Origin of the sequence: Vibrio sp. JC009, assembly GCF_029016485.1 — a bacterium.
Classification (GTDB): domain Bacteria; phylum Pseudomonadota; class Gammaproteobacteria; order Enterobacterales; family Vibrionaceae; genus Vibrio.
On the sequence record NZ_CP092106.1, the window covers coordinates 2,851,917 to 2,871,008 of the forward strand.

A 19,092-nucleotide genomic window follows, 5' to 3' on the forward strand; every position below is an offset into this window, starting at 1 on the left:
GCAACAAGCTCAGGCGCCTCTTTATTAGTAATAATATCCAGCAGCTTCAGCGTATTTTTACCAACAACGCCATCAGCCTGAAGCCCCTGCCACTTCTGGAAGCTTTTTACCCGCGCTTTCATTTCATCATTAAAACGCTTAGTTTCCAGAGCATCTTCTCCCAGCGCTTTCGCCAGTAAGCTGTCCAGCAGAATCACGCTGCTGCCCGAATCCCCCGGTTTTAATGTTCTGGCAATCTTATTCGGCCACAGGCTTGTATACTCTCCCCGCCATAGCTTGCTCAAATTCTCAGTTGAGATCCGGATCCTCTGCCGGCTATTCAGCAGCTCAACCGAATCAGTATCAACGCGGTAAAGCACGGCGTAGAAAACTTGCCTGTCAGCTTCCAGGGCTAACACCACCGGACGATTGACTTTCAGAATATCGCTGAGCTCACCCTTGCTGGTTTCACAGTAAAAAGGGTGAGAAGGCAGAAGGTTACAGCTGGCATCCAGGACTGATGCATCAATCCCCCACAGATGGTACAAAGTGCGAACAGCTGAGATTTCATTCTCCCTGTAAAAACCGGCAACCTCCTGCTCAAATGTTGGAGAAGCCACCTCAATCACTAACGGCTCGGAAGATTTTTCCACAACAACAATCGGCTCCGGTTGTTTACCGGTTAACAACTCAGCCTGCTCTCTTATCTCAGGAGCAAAATAGATCGCAGAGGCTGCAAGTGCGGCCAAAACAGAAGAACCAATAACAACAGGACCCGGTGAACTTTTAGTCTTAGCTGGAGTAAAAGCCCCCGGAGCCTGGAATGAGAGCACATCGTCACAGGCCTTTTCTGCCTGACTGGCCCCCACCGTTTTCTGGTTACTGTAATAGGCATATTGCAACGCCTTATCACAAACCAGGTTAATCAGCCTTGGTACACCCTGAGTTTTACGGGCAATGATTTTCACCGCTTTTTTAGAAAAAAGCTGAACCCGAACTCCGGCTGTTTGGGTGCGGAAATCGATATACTGGGCGATTTCGTTTTCGGTCAGAGGCAACAGGTGATAACGGCCGGTAATTCTCTGGGCAAGCTGCCTTAGTTCCACCGTCTGCAGTTTGAGTTGCAACTCTGGCTGACCAATCAGAAGTACTTTAAGCAGTTTCTGATTGTCCGTTTCCAGATTGGTAAGCAGGCGTAGTTGCTCCAGTACCTGAGCGGAAAGATGCTGAGCTTCGTCAATCAACAGCAGCGTCTGTTTGCCGTTTTCATGATTGGTATACAGATAGCCGGAGATAGCCTGACTAAGCTGCTTAAGTGAAGCCTGCTCAGGATATTCAATTCCAAACTCATCACAGATGGCTTCCAGCAAATCAGACTCTGAAAAAGTAGGGTTAAGAATCAGCCCCGCCTCTATTTCATCATCCAGCGAGGCCAGCATAGCTTTGGACACCGTGGTTTTCCCGGTTCCCACTTCTCCGGTCAGCATAGCAAACCCGCCACCTTCTCCCAGCCCGGCCTGAAGGTGCGTCATCGCCTCACGATGACGTGAACTTAAAAACAGATATCTGGCATTCGGGACGATAGAAAACGGCTGTTCTATAAAGCCGAAGTAATCTTTGTACATTTCTCAACACCTATATTTATCGCTAAGCAAAAGTACCACCGGCTGATAGAATGTAAATATCTTTAATCTTATTTTCTCAGCCCGGAGTGCAAATTGCAGATTTATTTAGTTGGTGGAGCGGTCAGAGACCAGCTATTGGGAATAAAAAGCCACGATAAAGACTGGATGGTCGTTGGCTCGACACCAGAGCAAATGCTGGAACTCGGTTATCAGGCGGTTGGTAAAGACTTCCCGGTTTTTCTGCACCCTAAAACCAAACAGGAATACGCACTGGCAAGAACGGAAAGAAAAACCGCTGCGGGTTATACCGGATTTGAGTGTCACTTCTCTCAGGACGTAACTCTTGAAGAAGATCTGATTCGCCGGGATCTCACCATCAACGCCATGGCGATGGATGAAAACGGTAAGCTATATGATCCTTACAGAGGAAAGCAGGATCTGGATGAGCGTATCCTAAGGCATGTTTCCGATGCTTTTGTCGAAGATCCTCTGCGAGTACTCAGAGTTGCCCGCTTTGCCGCTAAACTTGCTCACCTTGGTTTTTCCATTGCACCGGAAACTATTTCTCTGATGAAGCAGATAGTTGACTCGGGCGAACTGGAACACCTGACCGCAGAAAGAGTCTGGCAGGAGTGGCACAAGTCCCTGCTTACGGAAAACCCGCAAACCTTCCTTTCGGTTTTAAAAGAGTGCGGTGCGCTGAAAGTCGTACTTCCGGAAATCGAACAGTTATTTGGTGTCCCTCAGACTAAAAAGTGGCACCCTGAAATTGATACCGGCATTCACACTCTGATGGTTGCCAGACAAGCCGCAAAGCTTAGCGACTCTCCGCTGATCAGATTCGCCGCTCAGACGCATGATCTTGGCAAAGGTGTTACTCCAAAAGAAGAGTGGCCAAGCCATAAAATGCATGAGTCCCGTGGCCTGCCCCTAATCAAAGCTCTTTGTGAACGGGTACGGGCTCCAAATGACTACAAAGAACTGGCTCTGGCTGTCTGTGCACAGCACTCAAATGTACACAGAGCCGAAGAGCTCCGCCCTGCAACTTTCCTTAAGATCTTCAATAAACTGGATGTATGGAGAAAACCGGAAAAGCTTGAGCAGGTGCTTCTCTGTTGCCTTGCTGACCACCGTGGCAGAAAAGGACTGGAATCCCAACCATACCCGCAGAAAGAACTATTTGAAAAAGCATTTGAAGCCGCTCTTTCGGTGGATGTTCAGGATGTTATTTCGGATGGGTTTAAGGGGAAAGGGATTCGGGATGAGATGGAGAGGAGGCGGCTGTCGGCTGTCAGCTTTCAGCTTTCAGGGTAAATATTTTTCGGCCCTGGGCCCTGGGACGGGCTGCGCCCTACTGGTGCCTGGGTTCAAAAAACATCTACTTTCCCAGGGCCCAGAAACCCAGGGCCCAGGGCCTACGACTTAACTACCCATCATAAACACAACCAACCCAACCCCAAGAATTACCCGGTAAATCACAAACGGCATCATCCCCATCCTTGAGATGATCTTAAGGAAGAAATGGATACACAGGTACGCACTGATAAACGAAGTCACAATACCTGTCAGTAGGAAGCCCACATGAACAGGCTCGGTTCCGGTGACCAGTTTTAGACCCAGGTAGCTTCCAGCAAGGGCGATAATTGGAATCGACATCAGGAATGAGAAGCGCGCAGCTGCTTCTCGGTTAAAGCCTAAATATAAAGCGGCTGTAATCGTTGCGCCTGAGCGGGATGTTCCCGGAATCATAGCCAGAGCCTGAGCAACACCGATAAACAGTGACTTTTTCCAATCAGCGGCATATTCATCATCGCTCAGAGAAGAGTTTTTATCTGCCCACCAGAGTAAGTAAGCAAAGATAAGCGTTGTTGCTGCGATAACCCAGGCACTTCGCAGATAAAGTTCAATAATGTCCTTCATCAGCAAGCCGAAAACGCAGGCAGGTATGGTTGCCAGAACAATCATCCAGGCCAGCTTTGACTCTTTGTCCCTGCGCCCTTTAAAGACAGAGCCTATCAAAGCAGCAAACAGGGTGACCACCTCTTTTCTGAAATAGATCACCACCGCCGCCAGAGTCCCGACATGAACAGCGACATCAAAAGCCAGTCCCTGATCTTCCCAGCCCAGAATCTGTGAAGGCAGGATCAGGTGCGCTGAACTGGAGATTGGAAGAAATTCCGTCAAGCCCTGAATAAGAGCAAGAATAAAAGCCTCAAAGTAACTCATTGTAAATCCATTATTATTGTTTTAGATCCACTGTTTTCAGGGATTCTAGTCCTTCCATTTGCTCCCGGATTTCTCTGATAGCGGTATCAGTTCCCGGAATAACAAGATCCGGAGCCAACTCGTATAGTGGCTGGGTAACAAACGGATATTTATAGATATCTTCTCTCGGGATCACCGGAGATTCCGAAGATATCTGGTCGCCGAATAAAATGATATCCAGATCGAGTGTCCGATCCTGATATTTGCGGGCATTCGCTTCTCTGCCCCATTTCAGCTCTATATTACGCAGGTAGTGTGAAAAATCCGTTAACGTCAGGTTTGTATTCAGTTCAATGACAAAGTTATAGAAGTCGTTGCTGTCAAAACCGATTGCTTCGCATTCGTATATTGCCGACACCCGTAAGTCACTATCCAGTGCAGAGAGCTCTTCAATCGCTGCCCGGCAGTGCTTTTCTCTGTCTATGTTTGTTCCTGCACCGACATAGACAAGTGTCATGCAACGCCTCTTTCAATAATGACGCCCACCCCTTTAGCCTGAGGTACTGCACCCGGCTTAGTCAGGCGAATCTTAATCCATGGCACGGAAAAACGGCTCATCACTAACTCTGCCACTTCTTCAGCCACTCTTTCTACCAATTCAAAGCGTCCGCCTTCAATATGATTAAGAACCGCTTCACTCACTGCTGCATAATCAAGAGCGTCGGCTACGTTATCACTTTTTCCCGCAGGACGGTTATCATGAGCCATCTCAATATCGAGAATCAGCTTCTGTTTAATCGTTTTTTCCCAATCGTATACACCGATTGTGGTAATAACTTCCAGTTGTTCTATAAATACTTTATCCAGCAAGAGGTTACTCCTTCATTTTAAAGAGGTCGGATACCAATAGACGTTAAAACAACGTATTATCCCACAATATCTCTGGCTATTACCAATTTCATTGCCCAAGGAACAGTTATGACGCCAATTGCACTGACAATGATCATCGCAGCCTATCTGTTAGGCTCGATCTCCAGTGCAGTTTTAATATGCCGTCTGTTCAGGCTTCCGGATCCGCGAACTTCCGGATCTCATAACCCCGGTGCAACCAATGTTCTCCGGCTTGGAGGCAAAGTGCCTGCCGCGCTGGTGCTGCTGTGCGATATGTTAAAAGGGACAATACCTGTCTGGTCCAGCTACTTTATGGGTATAGAACCTCTGGTTTTAGGCATCATAGGCATCTCAGCCTGTCTTGGACATATCTATCCAATTTTCTTTCATTTCAGAGGCGGAAAAGGCGTGGCAACCGCTATTGGTGCCATTGCTCCGATAGGCTGGGATATTACAGGGTTTCTAGTAGTCACCTGGCTGACCATCGCGGTTGTCACTCGCTATTCCTCAGCGGCCGCCATAATTACCTCTCTTCTGGCTCCTTTCTATACCTGGATAGTTAAGCCTCTTTATACCCTACCGGTTGCGTTGCTCTGTTGTCTGATTATTTTCAGGCATCATGAGAATATTAAGAGGTTGATTGAGGGGACGGAACCTAAGGTGGGGAATAGGTAGAAGGGCTATGGGCTATGGGCTATGGGCTATGGGCTATGGGCTATGGGCTATGGGCTATGGGCTATGGGCTATGGGCTATGGGCTATGCAAGATTCGAATCGAATACGCATGGTGTCAAGCTTTTCCCTATAGCCTAATCACCTCATAGCCCATCAGGGCAAAGCCCATCCCTTATTTTATTGATTCCAGTTGATCAATCGGCCACCTAGGCTTAGCTTCAACCGACAAATCCGACACTTCCCCGTTCTTCAACCGTTGCATGCCCGCATAGGCGATCATCGCACCGTTATCAGTACAGAACTCCGTTCTCGGGTAATAGACTTCGCCTTTACGCTTTTTCGCCAGTGCTTCCAGTTCAGCACGCAGCTGTTTGTTGGCACTTACGCCGCCGGCGATAACAATGCGGTTCATTCCGGTTTGTTCCAGTGCGCGCTTACACTTGATTGCCAGTGTGGCGCATACCGCTTCCTGGAAGGCATAAGCGATATCTGCGCGGGTCTGGTCGTCATTGTCGTTTGCTGCAATGGTATTTGCAGCAAAGGTTTTAAGGCCGGAGAAACTCATATCCAACCCCGGACGGTCGGTCATCGGGCGTGGAAATTTAAAACGACCCGGAGTGCCTTTTTCTGCCAGTCTGGAGAGCAGAGGTCCGCCCGGATAGTCCAGCCCCATCAGCTTCGCCGTCTTATCAAAAGCTTCACCAGCGGCATCATCAATGGATTCACCAAGAATCTTGTATTCGCCAATACCCTTCACTTCCACAATCATAGTATGACCACCGGAAACCAGCAGAGCGATAAAAGGAAATGGCGGTGGGTTATCTTCCAGCATAGGAGCAAGAAGGTGCCCTTCCATATGGTGAACAGCAACCGCAGGAACATCCCATGCGTAAGCGATACTGCGTCCGATAGTGGCACCAACAAGCAGTGCACCAACAAGACCCGGGCCTGCAGTATAAGCCACACCATCAAAGTCTGCTGGCGTTAAGCCTGAATCTTTCAATGCCTCTTTAATCAGTGGAATAGTCTTCTTCACATGATCCCGTGAAGCAAGCTCAGGCACCACACCGCCGTAATCTGCATGGAGTTTTACCTGACTATAAAGCTTGTGAGACACCAGTCCCTTCTCGTCATCATAAATTGCTATACCTGTTTCATCACAGGAGGTTTCGATACCTAAAATGCGCATAATTTTCTCAGCACGTCTTTCTCAGAAAATAAAATTGGCGCAATATTACCTAATTCCACAAATTTTGACCACGATAAAGCTTTACAAAGGGCTATCGATCGGATTAAAATTCGGCACCATTTTTGATCAAGCTGGTTAAGTACCGTTCAATAGCGATACGGTTACAAAGGAACCAGCGTTAACGAATAACCCCTGAGGTGAAAGGCATATGCCAGTAGTTAAAGTACGTGAAAACGAACCGTTCGACGTTGCACTACGTCGTTTCAAGCGCTCTTGCGAAAAAGCAGGTATCCTATCTGAAGTACGTCGTCGCGAGCACTATGAAAAACCAACAACAGTTCGCAAACGCGCTAAAGCAGCTGCTCAGAAGCGTCACGCTAAGAAGCTAGCTCGCGAAAACGCACGTCGCGTTCGCCTGTACTAATAACTAAGTCCACAAGGAATTTAGTTATGGCTCTGATTGACCAACTCAAAGAAGAGCAAAAAGCTGCGATGAAAGCCAAGGACAAAGCTCGCCTTGGCACTATTCGTTTAGCCCTTTCAGCAATTAAGCAACGTGAAGTTGACGAGAAGATCACTCTGACCGACGACGATATCATTGCCGTGCTGACTAAAATGGTTAAACAGCGTCGCGACTCTGTTACGCAGTTTGAATCTGCAGGTCGCCAAGACCTTGCCGATGCTGAGAAAGCAGAAATTACCGTACTTGAGGAATTTATGCCTCAACCGCTTAGCGAAGAAGAAGTAGCTGCACTTATTGAAGCTGCAATTACTGATTCCGGCGCTGCGGGCATGCAAGACATGGGTAAAGTAATGGGCGTTCTTAAGCCACAGATTCAGGGCCGTGCAGATATGGGTAAAGTGAGCGGTTTAGTTCGCGCTAAGCTTGCTTAAAACCCGACCCAAGTTATAGCAAGCCGTGCTATCCTTTTTGGAGTGCACGGCTTGTTCGTATCCGTTCCCTATTTATTGATTCAGTAATCAGGACTTATGGCAGGACACATCCCACGCAGTTTTATTGATGACCTACTCGCCCGGGTGGATGTTGTTGATATTGTTGATGCCAGAGTAAAACTGAAGAAAAAGGGAAAAAACTACAGCGCTTGCTGCCCCTTCCACAACGAAAAAACTCCCTCTTTTTCCGTCAGTCAGGAAAAACAGTTCTATCACTGCTTTGGCTGTGGTGCGCATGGTAATGCCATCGACTTCCTGATGGAGTTCGACCGCCTTGAATTTGTTGAAGCTATTGAAGAGCTGGCTTCTGGTTTAGGGCTGGAAGTACCAAGGGAACAAAGAAGCGGCGGAAAATTTAGCAATACTCCCCCAACCAATACTCAGGAAAAGCGCAGCCTTTATGAGTTACTGGAGAGCATTGCTAAGTTTTACCGTTCCCAGCTAAAAGTCAGCGCCAATAAGCACGCGATTGATTATCTGAAAGAGCGTGGCCTCTCCGGAGAAATCGTCCAGAAATTTGGCATTGGCTTTGTTGCCGATGAATGGGATCTGGTCAGAAAGAACTTCGGTCAGCAAAAAGCCACACAGGATATGCTGGTTACCGGCGGTATGCTTATCGAAAATGATAAAGGCAACCGTTACGACCGCTTCCGCGGCCGGGTAATGTTCCCAATCCGTGACCGGCGTGGCCGGGTTATCGGCTTTGGTGGTCGTGTTATCGGAGACGGCACACCTAAGTACCTGAACTCACCGGAGACCCCTGTCTTCCACAAAGGTAAAGAGCTGTACGGCCTTTACGAAGTACTTCAGGCCTATAAAGAGCCACCACAGGTTCTGGTGGTTGAAGGCTATATGGACGTGGTTGCTCTGGCTCAGTATGGCGTCGACTATGCCGTTGCTTCACTGGGCACTTCGACAACCGGTGACCATCTGCAGATGCTGTTCAGACAGACAAGCACAGTTGTCTGCTGCTATGACGGCGACAGAGCCGGCCGTGAAGCAGCCTGGCGCGCACTGGAAAATGCCCTGGGCTACCTGAAGAGCGGCAACGTTCTCAAGTTCCTTTTCCTGCCTGACGGAGAAGACCCGGACAGCTTTATCAGAAAATTTGGTAAAGAAGCCTTTGAAGAGAAGATGCAGCAGGCTACGCCGCTGTCAGAATACTTTTTTACCAACCTGACAGATCAGGTCAAAGTCGGTGTTGCCAGCAACGAAGGCAAAGCTGCGCTGGAAGCACTGGCAAAACCTCTGATAGAGAAGGTGCCGGATGAGCACCTTCAGGCCCAGCTATTTAAGCTGTTGGGACAAAAAACAGGCAACTTTCTCGAACACCAGATACAGAGAAGAAAGCCGGTAAATACACAGCCTCAGCCACATAAAGAGATAAAAAGAACCCCGATGAGGGAGGTGATTGCGCTGTTGGTACAAAACCCGGCTTACTCAGAATTGATACCGGATCTAACTAGTGTTCGCGAAATTCCCATTCCGGGACTAAGTTTATTATTTGATGTGGTTGATAAATGCATAGCAAATCCCCATATCAACACAGGCCAGTTACTAGAGCACTGGCGCAATGACAAAAATGAAAGTTTGCTCTCTCGCCTTGCCGCATGGGAAATCCCTCTGCAAGACGATGATAATGAACAAGATATATTCCTGGATGCATTGGATAAAATAATATCCCAGTGCATTGAAAAGCAGATTGAGTCTTTACAAGCGAAAGAGAGAAGTGTCGGTTTATCAACCGAAGAAAAACGGGAGCTGCTAGCTTTGATGCTAGACTTAAAAGCGTAACCCTTATTCGTAGATAAAAGTTAATCAGTTTGTTATAATTAGCGGTTTGCGTTTCGCATACTTACACCATCACTCAAACCAGAAGTTGGGTATCGTCTATGGATCAAAATCCGCAGTCACAGCTAAAGTTACTTGTTATTAAAGGCAAGGAACAAGGCTATCTGACCTACGCCGAAGTTAACGACCACCTACCAGCAGAAATCGTAGATTCTGAACAGGTAGAAGACATCATTCAGATGATCAACGATATGGGCATCAAAGTCGTTGAAACTGCACCAGATGCAGATGAGATGTCTCTTAACGATGACAACGTCATCACTGACGAAGATGCCGCAGAAGCAGCAGCCGCTGCACTTTCCAGTGTAGAAAACGAAATCGGCCGCACCACAGACCCTGTTCGTATGTATATGCGTGAAATGGGCACTGTTGAGCTACTTACCCGTGAAGGCGAAATCGACATTGCAAAACGTATTGAAGATGGTATCAACCAGGTTCAGTGCTCAGTTGCAGAATACCCTGGCACAATTTCTTATATTCTTGAACAGTTTGACAAAGTTCAGGCAGAAGAGCTTCGCCTTACCGACCTGATCTCAGGCTTTGTAGATCCAAACGATGCGGATACTGCTGCACCGACAGCGACTCACATCGGCTCAGAGCTTTCTGAAAGCGACCTTGAAGACGAAGATGATGAAGGGCTGGAAGACGGCGAAGAGAGCGAAGATGACGATTCTGAAGAAGATACAGGTATCGACCCAGAATTGGCTCTTGAGAAGTTCACTGACCTTCGCAACAAGTATCAGGACCTTCAGCTAGCAGTTAACGAGCACGGCAACGGCGGTGCTGTTGTCGATAAAGCCTCTGAAGAACTGCTGGATGTATTCAGAGAGTTCCGTCTGGTTCCTAAGCAGTTTGACTACCTGGTTAACGAGCTTCGCACTTCAATGGACCGCGTACGCACACAAGAGCGCCTGATTATGCGCCAGTGTGTTGAATACGGAAAAATGCCTAAGAAGTCATTCGTAGCACTATTTACCGGCAACGAGTCTTCTGAAGCATGGCTGGATGAAGTTCTTGCTTCTGACAAGCCGTACGCTGAGAAAATCAAGCGTAACGAAGACGATATCCGTCGCAGCATTCAGAAGCTGAAAGCAATCGAAGAAGAGACTTCTCTTCCGGTTCAGAGCATCAAAGACATCAGCCGTCGCATGTCTATCGGTGAAGCAAAAGCACGCCGTGCGAAGAAAGAGATGGTTGAAGCAAACCTGCGTCTGGTTATCTCTATCGCGAAGAAATACACCAACCGTGGTCTTCAGTTCCTTGACCTGATCCAGGAAGGTAACATCGGCCTGATGAAGGCAGTTGATAAGTTTGAATACCGCCGTGGTTATAAGTTCTCGACTTATGCTACATGGTGGATCCGTCAGGCAATCACTCGTTCGATTGCGGACCAGGCCCGTACTATCCGTATCCCTGTTCACATGATCGAAACTATCAACAAGCTGAACCGTATTTCTCGTCAGATGCTTCAGGAAATGGGCCGAGAGCCACTACCGGAAGAACTGGCAGAACGTATGCAGATGCCTGAAGATAAGATCCGTAAGGTACTGAAAATCGCTAAAGAGCCTATCTCCATGGAGACACCAATCGGTGACGATGAAGATTCGCATCTGGGTGACTTTATCGAGGATACCACTCTGGAACTACCTCTGGACTCTGCAACGGCAACAAGCCTTAAAGTTGCAACCAAAGACGTTCTTGCAGGCCTGACTCCTCGTGAAGCGAAAGTACTGCGTATGCGTTTCGGTATCGACATGAACACTGACCACACTCTTGAAGAGGTTGGTAAGCAGTTCGACGTTACCCGTGAGCGTATCCGTCAGATCGAAGCAAAAGCACTTCGTAAACTTCGCCACCCAAGCCGTTCAGAGACGCTACGCAGCTTCCTGGATGAATAAGGCTATCAGCTATCAGCTATCAGCTATCAGCTATCAGCTATCAGCTATCAATATTGAATCAAAGGTGAGCTAAGTGCTCACCTTTTTTATGTAGTTCGCCCGCACAGCGGGGTTATTTTTCGGCAATTACCACCTTTTTGGCACTATTTAGTTTAAGTGGATAAAAACTAAGCGTAATTGCCCCCCATAGTGGCTAGACAGTTGCCCGCCCTTCCCCTATAATCATCCACCTATTCGGCCCCTTAGCTCAGTGGTTAGAGCAGTCGACTCATAATCGATTGGTCGACAGTTCAAGTCTGTCAGGGGCCACCATATTTTATAAGGCCTGAGAGCATTTTTGCTTCTCAGGCCTTTTTTGTTGGACTACCTATAGACTACTTTTAGCGATGGTTCTCAGGTGTGTACAGTGAGCTACAAGGATATGTGTCGTTCCCGAGCTTGAGCATCAATATGACTTTTGAGTAAAGCTAAGTTCTGCTTTACTTCATCCTCAACTACTAACTCTTCAAGCTTTCTTAATGTGAGGTTCATACGGTTGTACTTACGAGCAATCTTCGTCTCTCCAGACTCCAAAGCATTGAACCACCTATCTGCTTGCTTTTGTAACCTATTTATAAGCTTTATTGTCTCTAGCTTCTCTTGAGAAGCTTTGTGAAAAAAACGCCACATTTCTAGCCTCTTGCCTCGATTGCCGTTTTGAACTTGATAACTGCTTGTAGACAAGCGGAGGTATTTCATAACAGCAGTGTTAAAGGATTGCTTAACTATATGTGTAGCAGATTTTTTCTGTAGTTCAGTTAGGACACGATTTCCAACTACTTTTCCAATAATAAGATGAACGTGGTCACCTGTGCCTAAAGCTCCATCTTGGCGTTGCATGTGGCATACCGCACGCACTTGTTTGGAAAGCAACTTTGTTTCGCTCTCTGATAGCTTATAAGCTAAAACTAGTGATTTGCATACATCTCTAACGATTGATTGCCATTGGCGCTTGCTAGGGCGCACCACGCCCTTGGGGAGCGTTAAACAATACTCTACGGCAAACGAACTTAGAGGCCTTCCTCCTTGTCTGTTAACCAGCTTTTGTCGTAGACGATACTTTTCACCAAGTAATGCCATTCTATGGACAGTCTTTTCATCACCAAATATTTGAACTATTGCCTCAGTATTCGCGTGATTCTGATGGTTTTCATTGCCAAGATAATGCTCTCTTTTCATCAAACCATCAGTTCTATCACGAACTGGCTGAGTGATTACAACCCAGTTTTTTAACATTATTTTTCTAAAAAAATAGTAATTTATTATGAAATTTACAAGGAGGTGAAAATACATAACTTAAAGGTACTGCTAGATTCAAGATAGGAGAACCCTTCGGGTTCTAACCTTGTAAGGGGACTTCCCCTTAACCCCGAAATAATAATTTTGAAGTGTAAGAAATTATTATTAACATTAAAATAAAAAAATGATATCAGAAAAATCTATAGCATTAGCTAAAAGAAGAGAAAAAGAGTTACTAGAAGAAAACAAAAAAGGAAATGAAAATTTATCACTAACTGAATTGGCAGGTATAAAAATATACGAATTCTGTGTGGCATCAACATATTTAACAAACGAAGACATAGTACAGAAAAATTACAAATACAGAGCAATCTCTTCTGAAATAAAAAGAGGTATTATATATATTAACATGACCTTCTTACGTAATAATCGAAAAACTATAGAGAGGAAAGATACCTCATTAGTTGTAAATTTCATATGTAGCGAATTAAATAAGAAGGTTGAACTTGGAATTCCTCCATTTGATAAGTGCTAGTTCACGATCGTCATACTAACTCTGGAATCTATACTCAAATTTGTCTAATAACTGAGGCTCAAACTGGATTTCAGATCATATGAAAGTGCATTTAATTTAGAAATGGTGACTTCACCCAAAGAACCAAAACTAAGTTAGTGGTAGCTTGTACTTTCATTAAATATACAACTAGTTGGTTATGAATATGCATTTAACAATAAACAAACTCAAAAAATCAAACATCTTCACCGAAGAATACTTAGCTCTAAAAGAAAACAATATTATCGACTTTATGGGAAAAAATGTTTGCGTTATATATGGCCCGAACGGTACTGGTAAAACTAGCTTTTCCAAGGTCTTGGAGAAAAATGACAGTGAATATGATATTCAAATAAATGGTGAAACCTTCACTCAAAATGATGATGCGATCGCTCATATAATCTCAGATCAAAATGACCGAAACATTATACAAGGAGAAACTCAAGATTTTATACTCGGAGATGAAATCAAAAGAGAGTATATGCTTAAAGAAAAGATCAATGATAGCTTCAGCAAACTCTTTACCAATGATATACCAAAGGTTCTAAAGTCCAAATATGGTATCTCAACAAAGAACTCTCCTTTTGATGACCTTATATTAGATAAACCACTACTCTCCTTTATTTCAGACATCGCTAATACTAAGTCTAAGGGAAAAAATATAGATAGACGTAAGTATATAGATCATATATCCGCTTTAGAGAAAGAGGAGGCTGAGTATGATGAAGTTAAATTTTCTTTCTTTGTTAATGACTTTAAGAGCAAAACCTCATCAATTCGAACTATCCTTGACTATGACTTCGAGTTAAAAGGCAATGAAAAGAAGTTAGTTAAACTTGAAGAGCAAAATGAAGCCGTTGGGTTGCTAAGTAGATTTGACTATATAGAAGATTGCCTTGTATGTGACAATCATATTAACGCTAAAGATCTACTTATAAAAAAAACTGACCAAATAAAAAAGACCTCTGATTCACTAGATGATAAAGAAAAAGAAATAGCAGAAAGAATTGTGAATGGATTACCTATAAATGATCCTTTCTCTATTAGAAACAAAGTGAGACTAGCAATTACAAACTCTGACAGAGGGTATATATCAGACCTTGTTGAAGATCTTAACTTATACAAATCTATCTATAATAACTTGATAAAGAACTTCATTATTGAGACGACAGGAAACTATGATTTATCCGTAGACTTGGATGAATATGAAAAACTATTAAAAAAGAAACCTGAATTCGCTACTGAAGATATACTATTTATTGAGAAGTTCTTGAATGAGGCTCTAGATAGAGAAATAACACTAGAGAGAGATAAAGAAAACAATCTAAAGCTACTATTAGGTGATAAGGAGTTTTTAAATCACGATAGAAAGAAATTATCTCTTAGTAATGGTGAGCAGAATTTTTTATCTCTATCATTCGAAATACTTAAAGCAAAAAACTCTAAACATGAATTGATTGTTCTAGATGATCCAATATCTAGCTTTGACTCCATTTATAAAAATAAACTAGCTTATGCGATACTTAGTATCCTTAAGGATAAAAAAACTCTCGTATTAACTCACAATACAGACCTAATAAAGCTCTTAGAACATCAAAGAAAAAATTGCCTTAATTTATATTACTTTAACAATACAGTAGGTGAAAATAATGGTTTTATTAATATAAACGAAAATGAGGTGAAAATATTACTATATATTCATGAAATTCTTTCACTTCTTAGAGAAGATATCAAACACGAAATTAATGATGAAAAAGACTTCTTGATTTCTGTTATTCCGTTTATGCGAGGTTATTGCCAGATACTTGGTAAAAATGACGAAAAACAGAAGTTAACAGATATTATGCATGGCTATAAAAATATAAAGGTTAATGTTACAGACATTTACAACAACCTATTTTCTAGCAATGTTATCAGCTCAAATCATATAATATCTGCACAAGATATCATTGGTATGGACAGTGATAACTTTAAGCCTTTAAAAGATGACAACTTCCCTCTCTTGGCGAAAACCCTAAGACATACAATTACTTACCTGTATTTGAGATTAAAGGTAGAGAAAGAGCTTTCAGCCAAGTACAACGTTAATACTAATAAGAAGGAGATGCTAACTGATATCATCATGGACTCTTTTAAAGGACTTAATCCCGAGGCTATAAATAATAGAGTTTTCTTTATGTCCAGAAAAACTCTATTGAACGAGTTTAATCACTTTGAGATGGATATGAATATATTTCAACCTGCTATCGATATAACTGATAAGTCTTTGGCGAAGGAAAAAACTCAAATTTTGGAAAAGCTAGAAAACCTATAACATACATCTGTTCTTATTATTTATGATGTGACACATGACATACTCTTAAGAGTATGTCATGTGTCACATCGACTAATTATATTTTTTCTCAGACAAACTGAATGTATCAAGATGCATGCTTTGCTCTGACTTGGTTAAAGCAAAAATACCACCTTCAACGAGTGAATTAAGAGCTCGACTAAGACGTTTTGCATTCGCATTTTTGCTTCCTCCTTCAGTTGACTCATAGTATTTGTCTCTAAGCTGCTTTCTCGTTGCTCTCCCCCCGAAGCCCTCGATTATCTCAATTAACTTAGCATCATATTTTTCAAGATCATTGGATTGATGAAAGTTTCGAAGAACCAAAGAGCTAAGCTCGATACCATCTTCATCAAAAACACCGAGATTCATACTTTCAAGTTCAACGTGAAGGTTTTCCTTCTCTTTTTCGTCCTTTTGCTTCGTATTGATTACTTCGAGGCTATCCTCTTTCTTTTTGCGGGCAATTTTAAGCTCAAAATCACATGAACCATTTAAGCTAGAATGTCCACGAGCCTCACTAGCAGCATTTTTTCCGATATGGTGTACAGCAAGAACACATAACTCGGCTTCACTTTTGATATAATCACAAGCTTGAACAAAAGCCCCCATATCACTAGAGTTGTTCTCCTCTCCTTCAAAACACCTAGCAAGAGTATCAAAAATAACAAGCTTTACTTTTACACCATCTTTATTTTCTATATCTCTAATAGTTCTGAGTAAAAAGTTACGATCCCCGTCTCTAGTTGGAACTAGAGAGCTATTGATGATATATACGTCAGAAGCTTTAGTCTGATAATGTATCTCCCATGCTCTAACACGTCTGCTAGCGCCCCGAGCACCTTCACCAGCAACATATACAACAGCGCCCTTGGATGTTTTACACCCCAAGAAATCCATTCCTTTAGCCAAAGAGCAAGCCAAATTCAGGATATAAAAGGATTTAAATGATCCACTAGCCCCATAAACAACTCCAAACGAAATATCAGGTATCACTTCTTTTACCAACCAAGAACTAACTTGATCATATCCACAAGATCCTCGTGTAACTTTGATATGATCAAGTCGCTCTATTTCAAAAGAGCGAGATATTTTTGATACACTTCGTCTTTCAGGAGGAGTTTGATATATAACTTCAACAACCTCTTTACCCTCCTTTTCCGGCCTTTTCGCTCCACTTAGAAAGTGCAATATACTCTTAATCATCACAATCCTTATTGATGAGTCTTTTCTCTACAAATAGATCCAAGTCCGAAATTTTATAAACGACCTTACCTCCCAGTTTGGCAAAAGGTAGGTTGTGTCTCTGATCCACAGCCCAATTAGCCAGTGTCTTTGGAGAGACGCATATGTATTCTGCCGCAGCAGCTCGATCTAAATATCGTTGGTGTGCGTTAATCGTTTTCATCGTTTCCTCATGGTTTGTTAAACAGGAGGATGATAGTCTCCGAAGACAACTTTAGAACCTTATTCTAGGAGCTAAGCAGGTATGAGAATTGGTAAAATATGCACTAGTAATTATTTTTCTATTTATTTTCAACAACATAAAAATCTTCATCTAGTTCCTCACATGCCCTTTTAAAGAACTGTTGAGAGTCCGGAGTAGCACGAAGCTTAACGCGATGGTGACAGATCAATAATATTCTTTTTCATGTATTGATTGTTTCTTTCAAAATTTGCCCTCGTTCTGCCTCAGTAACCAATGACTTGATTACTAGGCAGCCTCTACCTTCTTCTATAAGGCTAGCGTCATGTAACAAAGAACAACTCATTCTTTGGACTGTTAATAGGTGTATACCCATGCGGAATCCCCTGTTAACATATGATTACATTCAACTTTTTTATCAAAGACCTATGGCTAGGGATAATTTTCTTCTTACTACTATCAACACTCTCAGAGACCGTGTGAATAACTTCTGTTCAAACCCCGAATGTCGAGTGTCTACAAGAAGCTCTCATAGTGAGGATAATAAAAGTACTAGTACTGGTATTGCCGCTCACATCTACGCTGCATCTGAAAATGGGCCACGTTTCAATAAGCTTATGAGTTCTGAGGATCGTAAAGATATTAGCAATGGGATTTGGTTATGTTGTAACTGTGCTACAAAGATAGACAAAGATGAGAAAAAATACCCAGCGTCTCTACTCAAAGAGTGGAAATCCGAGGCAGAAAAAAGAGTTTCAGAGAATCATGGCCTTCCCTTTTTGACTAGAAGTGAAGCAGAAAAAGAATTCGAAGGTAAATTGCTTAAACGAAAAGAAGAGTTAGAGTCTCTCATCAAGTTCGCGATTCAGCCATCGCTTGTAGAAAAAGCTGAACATGAAGACATTGTTAGTAAGTTGAATAATATTACTGAGAGCTATGAGAAAGAAATGGCTCTGCGACAGGAAATTGAAGATACACTAACAATGTTCAAAAGCAGACTTCCAGAAGCAGTGTTTGACGAGGCGAATAATATGCTTTCCGTCGGTGATACTGATAGAGCGGAAGAAGTACTAAATTCCTTTGTAAACGAAAACGAAAGACATTTAGTCATGGCTTATATAGGCCGTGGTAAAATAGCAGAAGCTAATTTTAATTATCGCAAGGCATTGATTAATTATGAAAAAGCTTCAATGCTGTCTGACGTACAACCACAAATAACAAACCATGCGTGTCAACTTGCCTATAGAGTTGGTGATTATGAACTGGCAATGAGTTTAATTGATAAAGGGTTAAAAGTAATAGGTGATGATTTAATAGGCAAGATAATCTTTTTAAACCAAAAAGGGCTCATCCAAAGAGCCAGAGGTAATATAAGCAATGCTGTAGATATATTTAAACATGCTTTGAATGAGTTAGAGTCTGAGTTAGATGGCAATCATTGGATAATTGATACTGTTAAAAATAATCTAGCTCTGTCTTATACATCAATGGGTAAATATACAGAAGCGGAGATAATATATAACGATTTAATTATAAAGGATACCAAGGAACATGGAAGAAAATCTGAACAAGTATGTATAACCTTAAGTTCTCTTGGAACTATTTATGAAAAAAACAATGATATTAAAAAAGCCAAATTGTGTTATGAGGAAGCTTACAATACAAGCATTGATTTGTTTGGGAAAAAACATCCTTCAACTGTTACTCATTTAAATAATTTAGCACTAATAAATATCAAATCCAGTCCCAAAAAATCAGAAAAAACATTTAAAAAGATTCTTAAAAATCGTATTGATATGTATGGTGAAAACCACATATTAACAATCATAACGCTAGTGAATATCGCGAGTAGTTACACACATCAAAATAAGCATCTAAAAGCAAAAAAAACTTTAATTAGAGCTCTTAAAATTTCTGTTGATACTTTAGGAGAAATGCATCCTGAGACTTTACGAGTGAAACATAATTTAGCCATATCAATGTATGATTTAAAAGAAGAAAAAGAAGCCATTTCAATTATGTCTAAAGTTGTTGAGGACAGGGTGAAAATTTTCGGTTCTGAATCTCAAATCACTAAACTAAGTAAAACATCTCTATCAGAAATGGACGGGACAAAATCTATTAATATGATTAACGCAATTATGAGTGAAATAAACTTAATCAGATAAATACTTTACACCAAAGATTGCTTATGAGTTTGTTAACCGCAGTAGTAGCTAAGAGCTGCTCTGACAATT

15 protein-coding genes, 1 tRNA gene and 1 pseudogene are annotated in these 19,092 nt (G+C 42.6%); 10 read left to right on the plus strand and 7 right to left on the minus strand.

Translation table 11 applies throughout. From position 1 onward, the window contains the following. Positions 1 to 5: 5 nt before the first annotated feature. Positions 6 to 1,604, minus strand: a pseudogene (locus L3Q72_RS12685) (AAA family ATPase); the annotation flags it as partial. A gap of 93 nt (positions 1,605 to 1,697) precedes the next feature. Here L3Q72_RS12685 and L3Q72_RS12690 point away from each other — a divergent pair. Beyond that, on the plus strand, positions 1,698 to 2,918 hold the full coding sequence (locus tag L3Q72_RS12690; protein ID WP_275130304.1) for a multifunctional CCA addition/repair protein: 1,221 nt from the start codon (positions 1,698 to 1,700) through the stop codon (positions 2,916 to 2,918). Between the two features lie 108 nt (positions 2,919 to 3,026). Here the strand turns inward: L3Q72_RS12690 and L3Q72_RS12695 are convergent, their stop codons facing one another. From L3Q72_RS12695 to folB, 3 genes are read right to left on the minus strand one after another with little or no spacing between them, the layout of a single operon-like run. Next, on the minus strand, positions 3,027 to 3,830 hold the full coding sequence (locus tag L3Q72_RS12695; protein WP_275130305.1) for an undecaprenyl-diphosphate phosphatase: 804 nt from the start codon (positions 3,828 to 3,830) through the stop codon (positions 3,027 to 3,029). A gap of 13 nt (positions 3,831 to 3,843) precedes the next feature. After that, positions 3,844 to 4,326, minus strand: a complete 483-nt coding sequence (gene folK, locus L3Q72_RS12700; protein WP_275130306.1) for a 2-amino-4-hydroxy-6-hydroxymethyldihydropteridine diphosphokinase — start codon at positions 4,324 to 4,326, stop codon at positions 3,844 to 3,846. Next, positions 4,323 to 4,676: a bifunctional dihydroneopterin aldolase/7,8-dihydroneopterin epimerase gene (folB, locus tag L3Q72_RS12705; protein WP_275132107.1), complete on the minus strand. Its 354-nt coding sequence runs from the start codon at positions 4,674 to 4,676 to the stop codon at positions 4,323 to 4,325. The genes folK and folB overlap by 4 nt, the downstream gene beginning before the upstream one ends. A 111-nt stretch (positions 4,677 to 4,787) precedes the next feature. Between folB and plsY the strand changes: the two genes are divergently transcribed. Then, complete coding sequence (gene plsY, locus L3Q72_RS12710; protein ID WP_275130307.1) at positions 4,788 to 5,375, plus strand: glycerol-3-phosphate 1-O-acyltransferase PlsY; 588 nt, start codon at positions 4,788 to 4,790, stop codon at positions 5,373 to 5,375. A gap of 171 nt (positions 5,376 to 5,546) precedes the next feature. Here plsY and tsaD read toward each other — a convergent pair whose 3' ends face one another. Next, the gene (gene tsaD, locus L3Q72_RS12715) at positions 5,547 to 6,563 is read right to left on the minus strand and encodes a tRNA (adenosine(37)-N6)-threonylcarbamoyltransferase complex transferase subunit TsaD (RefSeq protein WP_275130308.1); all 1,017 of its coding nucleotides are present in this window, start codon (positions 6,561 to 6,563) and stop codon (positions 5,547 to 5,549) included. Between the two features lie 208 nt (positions 6,564 to 6,771). On the opposite strand from tsaD, the gene rpsU reads away from it, so the two are divergent. The 5 genes from rpsU (at position 6,772) to L3Q72_RS12740 (ending at position 11,578) form a co-directional block, all read left to right on the plus strand. Next, on the plus strand, positions 6,772 to 6,987 hold the full coding sequence (gene rpsU, locus L3Q72_RS12720) for a 30S ribosomal protein S21 (RefSeq protein WP_001145625.1): 216 nt from the start codon (positions 6,772 to 6,774) through the stop codon (positions 6,985 to 6,987). Positions 6,988 to 7,013: 26 nt separating this feature from the next. Next, the gene (locus L3Q72_RS12725; RefSeq protein ID WP_275130309.1) at positions 7,014 to 7,457 is read left to right on the plus strand and encodes a GatB/YqeY domain-containing protein; all 444 of its coding nucleotides are present in this window, start codon (positions 7,014 to 7,016) and stop codon (positions 7,455 to 7,457) included. A 96-nt stretch (positions 7,458 to 7,553) separates the two neighbouring features. After that, positions 7,554 to 9,311: a DNA primase gene (dnaG, locus tag L3Q72_RS12730; RefSeq protein WP_275130310.1), complete on the plus strand. Its 1,758-nt coding sequence runs from the start codon at positions 7,554 to 7,556 to the stop codon at positions 9,309 to 9,311. Positions 9,312 to 9,379: 68 nt separating this feature from the next. Next, complete coding sequence (rpoD, locus tag L3Q72_RS12735) at positions 9,380 to 11,266, plus strand: RNA polymerase sigma factor RpoD (RefSeq protein ID WP_275132108.1); 1,887 nt, start codon at positions 9,380 to 9,382, stop codon at positions 11,264 to 11,266. Positions 11,267 to 11,502: 236 nt separating this feature from the next. Beyond that, a tRNA-Ile gene (locus L3Q72_RS12740) sits at positions 11,503 to 11,578 on the plus strand. Positions 11,579 to 11,677: 99 nt separating this feature from the next. On the opposite strand, the gene L3Q72_RS12745 is transcribed toward L3Q72_RS12740, so the two are convergent. Further along, complete coding sequence (locus L3Q72_RS12745; RefSeq protein WP_275130311.1) at positions 11,678 to 12,541, minus strand: hypothetical protein; 864 nt, start codon at positions 12,539 to 12,541, stop codon at positions 11,678 to 11,680. Between the two features lie 187 nt (positions 12,542 to 12,728). Here L3Q72_RS12745 and L3Q72_RS12750 point away from each other — a divergent pair, with 187 nt between their 5' ends. Together L3Q72_RS12750 and L3Q72_RS12755 are read left to right on the plus strand one after the other, a co-directional pair. Continuing rightward, the gene (locus L3Q72_RS12750; protein WP_275130312.1) at positions 12,729 to 13,079 is read left to right on the plus strand and encodes a hypothetical protein; all 351 of its coding nucleotides are present in this window, start codon (positions 12,729 to 12,731) and stop codon (positions 13,077 to 13,079) included. Between the two features lie 184 nt (positions 13,080 to 13,263). Beyond that, complete coding sequence (locus L3Q72_RS12755; RefSeq protein WP_275130313.1) at positions 13,264 to 15,411, plus strand: hypothetical protein; 2,148 nt, start codon at positions 13,264 to 13,266, stop codon at positions 15,409 to 15,411. Positions 15,412 to 15,483: 72 nt separating this feature from the next. Here the strand turns inward: L3Q72_RS12755 and L3Q72_RS12760 are convergent, their stop codons facing one another. Beyond that, the gene (locus tag L3Q72_RS12760; protein ID WP_275130314.1) at positions 15,484 to 16,635 is read right to left on the minus strand and encodes an AAA family ATPase; all 1,152 of its coding nucleotides are present in this window, start codon (positions 16,633 to 16,635) and stop codon (positions 15,484 to 15,486) included. A gap of 732 nt (positions 16,636 to 17,367) precedes the next feature. On the opposite strand from L3Q72_RS12760, the gene L3Q72_RS12770 reads away from it, so the two are divergent. Continuing rightward, entirely contained in the window at positions 17,368 to 19,023 is a 1,656-nt protein-coding gene (locus L3Q72_RS12770) for a tetratricopeptide repeat protein (RefSeq protein WP_275130316.1), read from the plus strand. Positions 19,024 to 19,092: the final 69 nt, after the last annotated feature.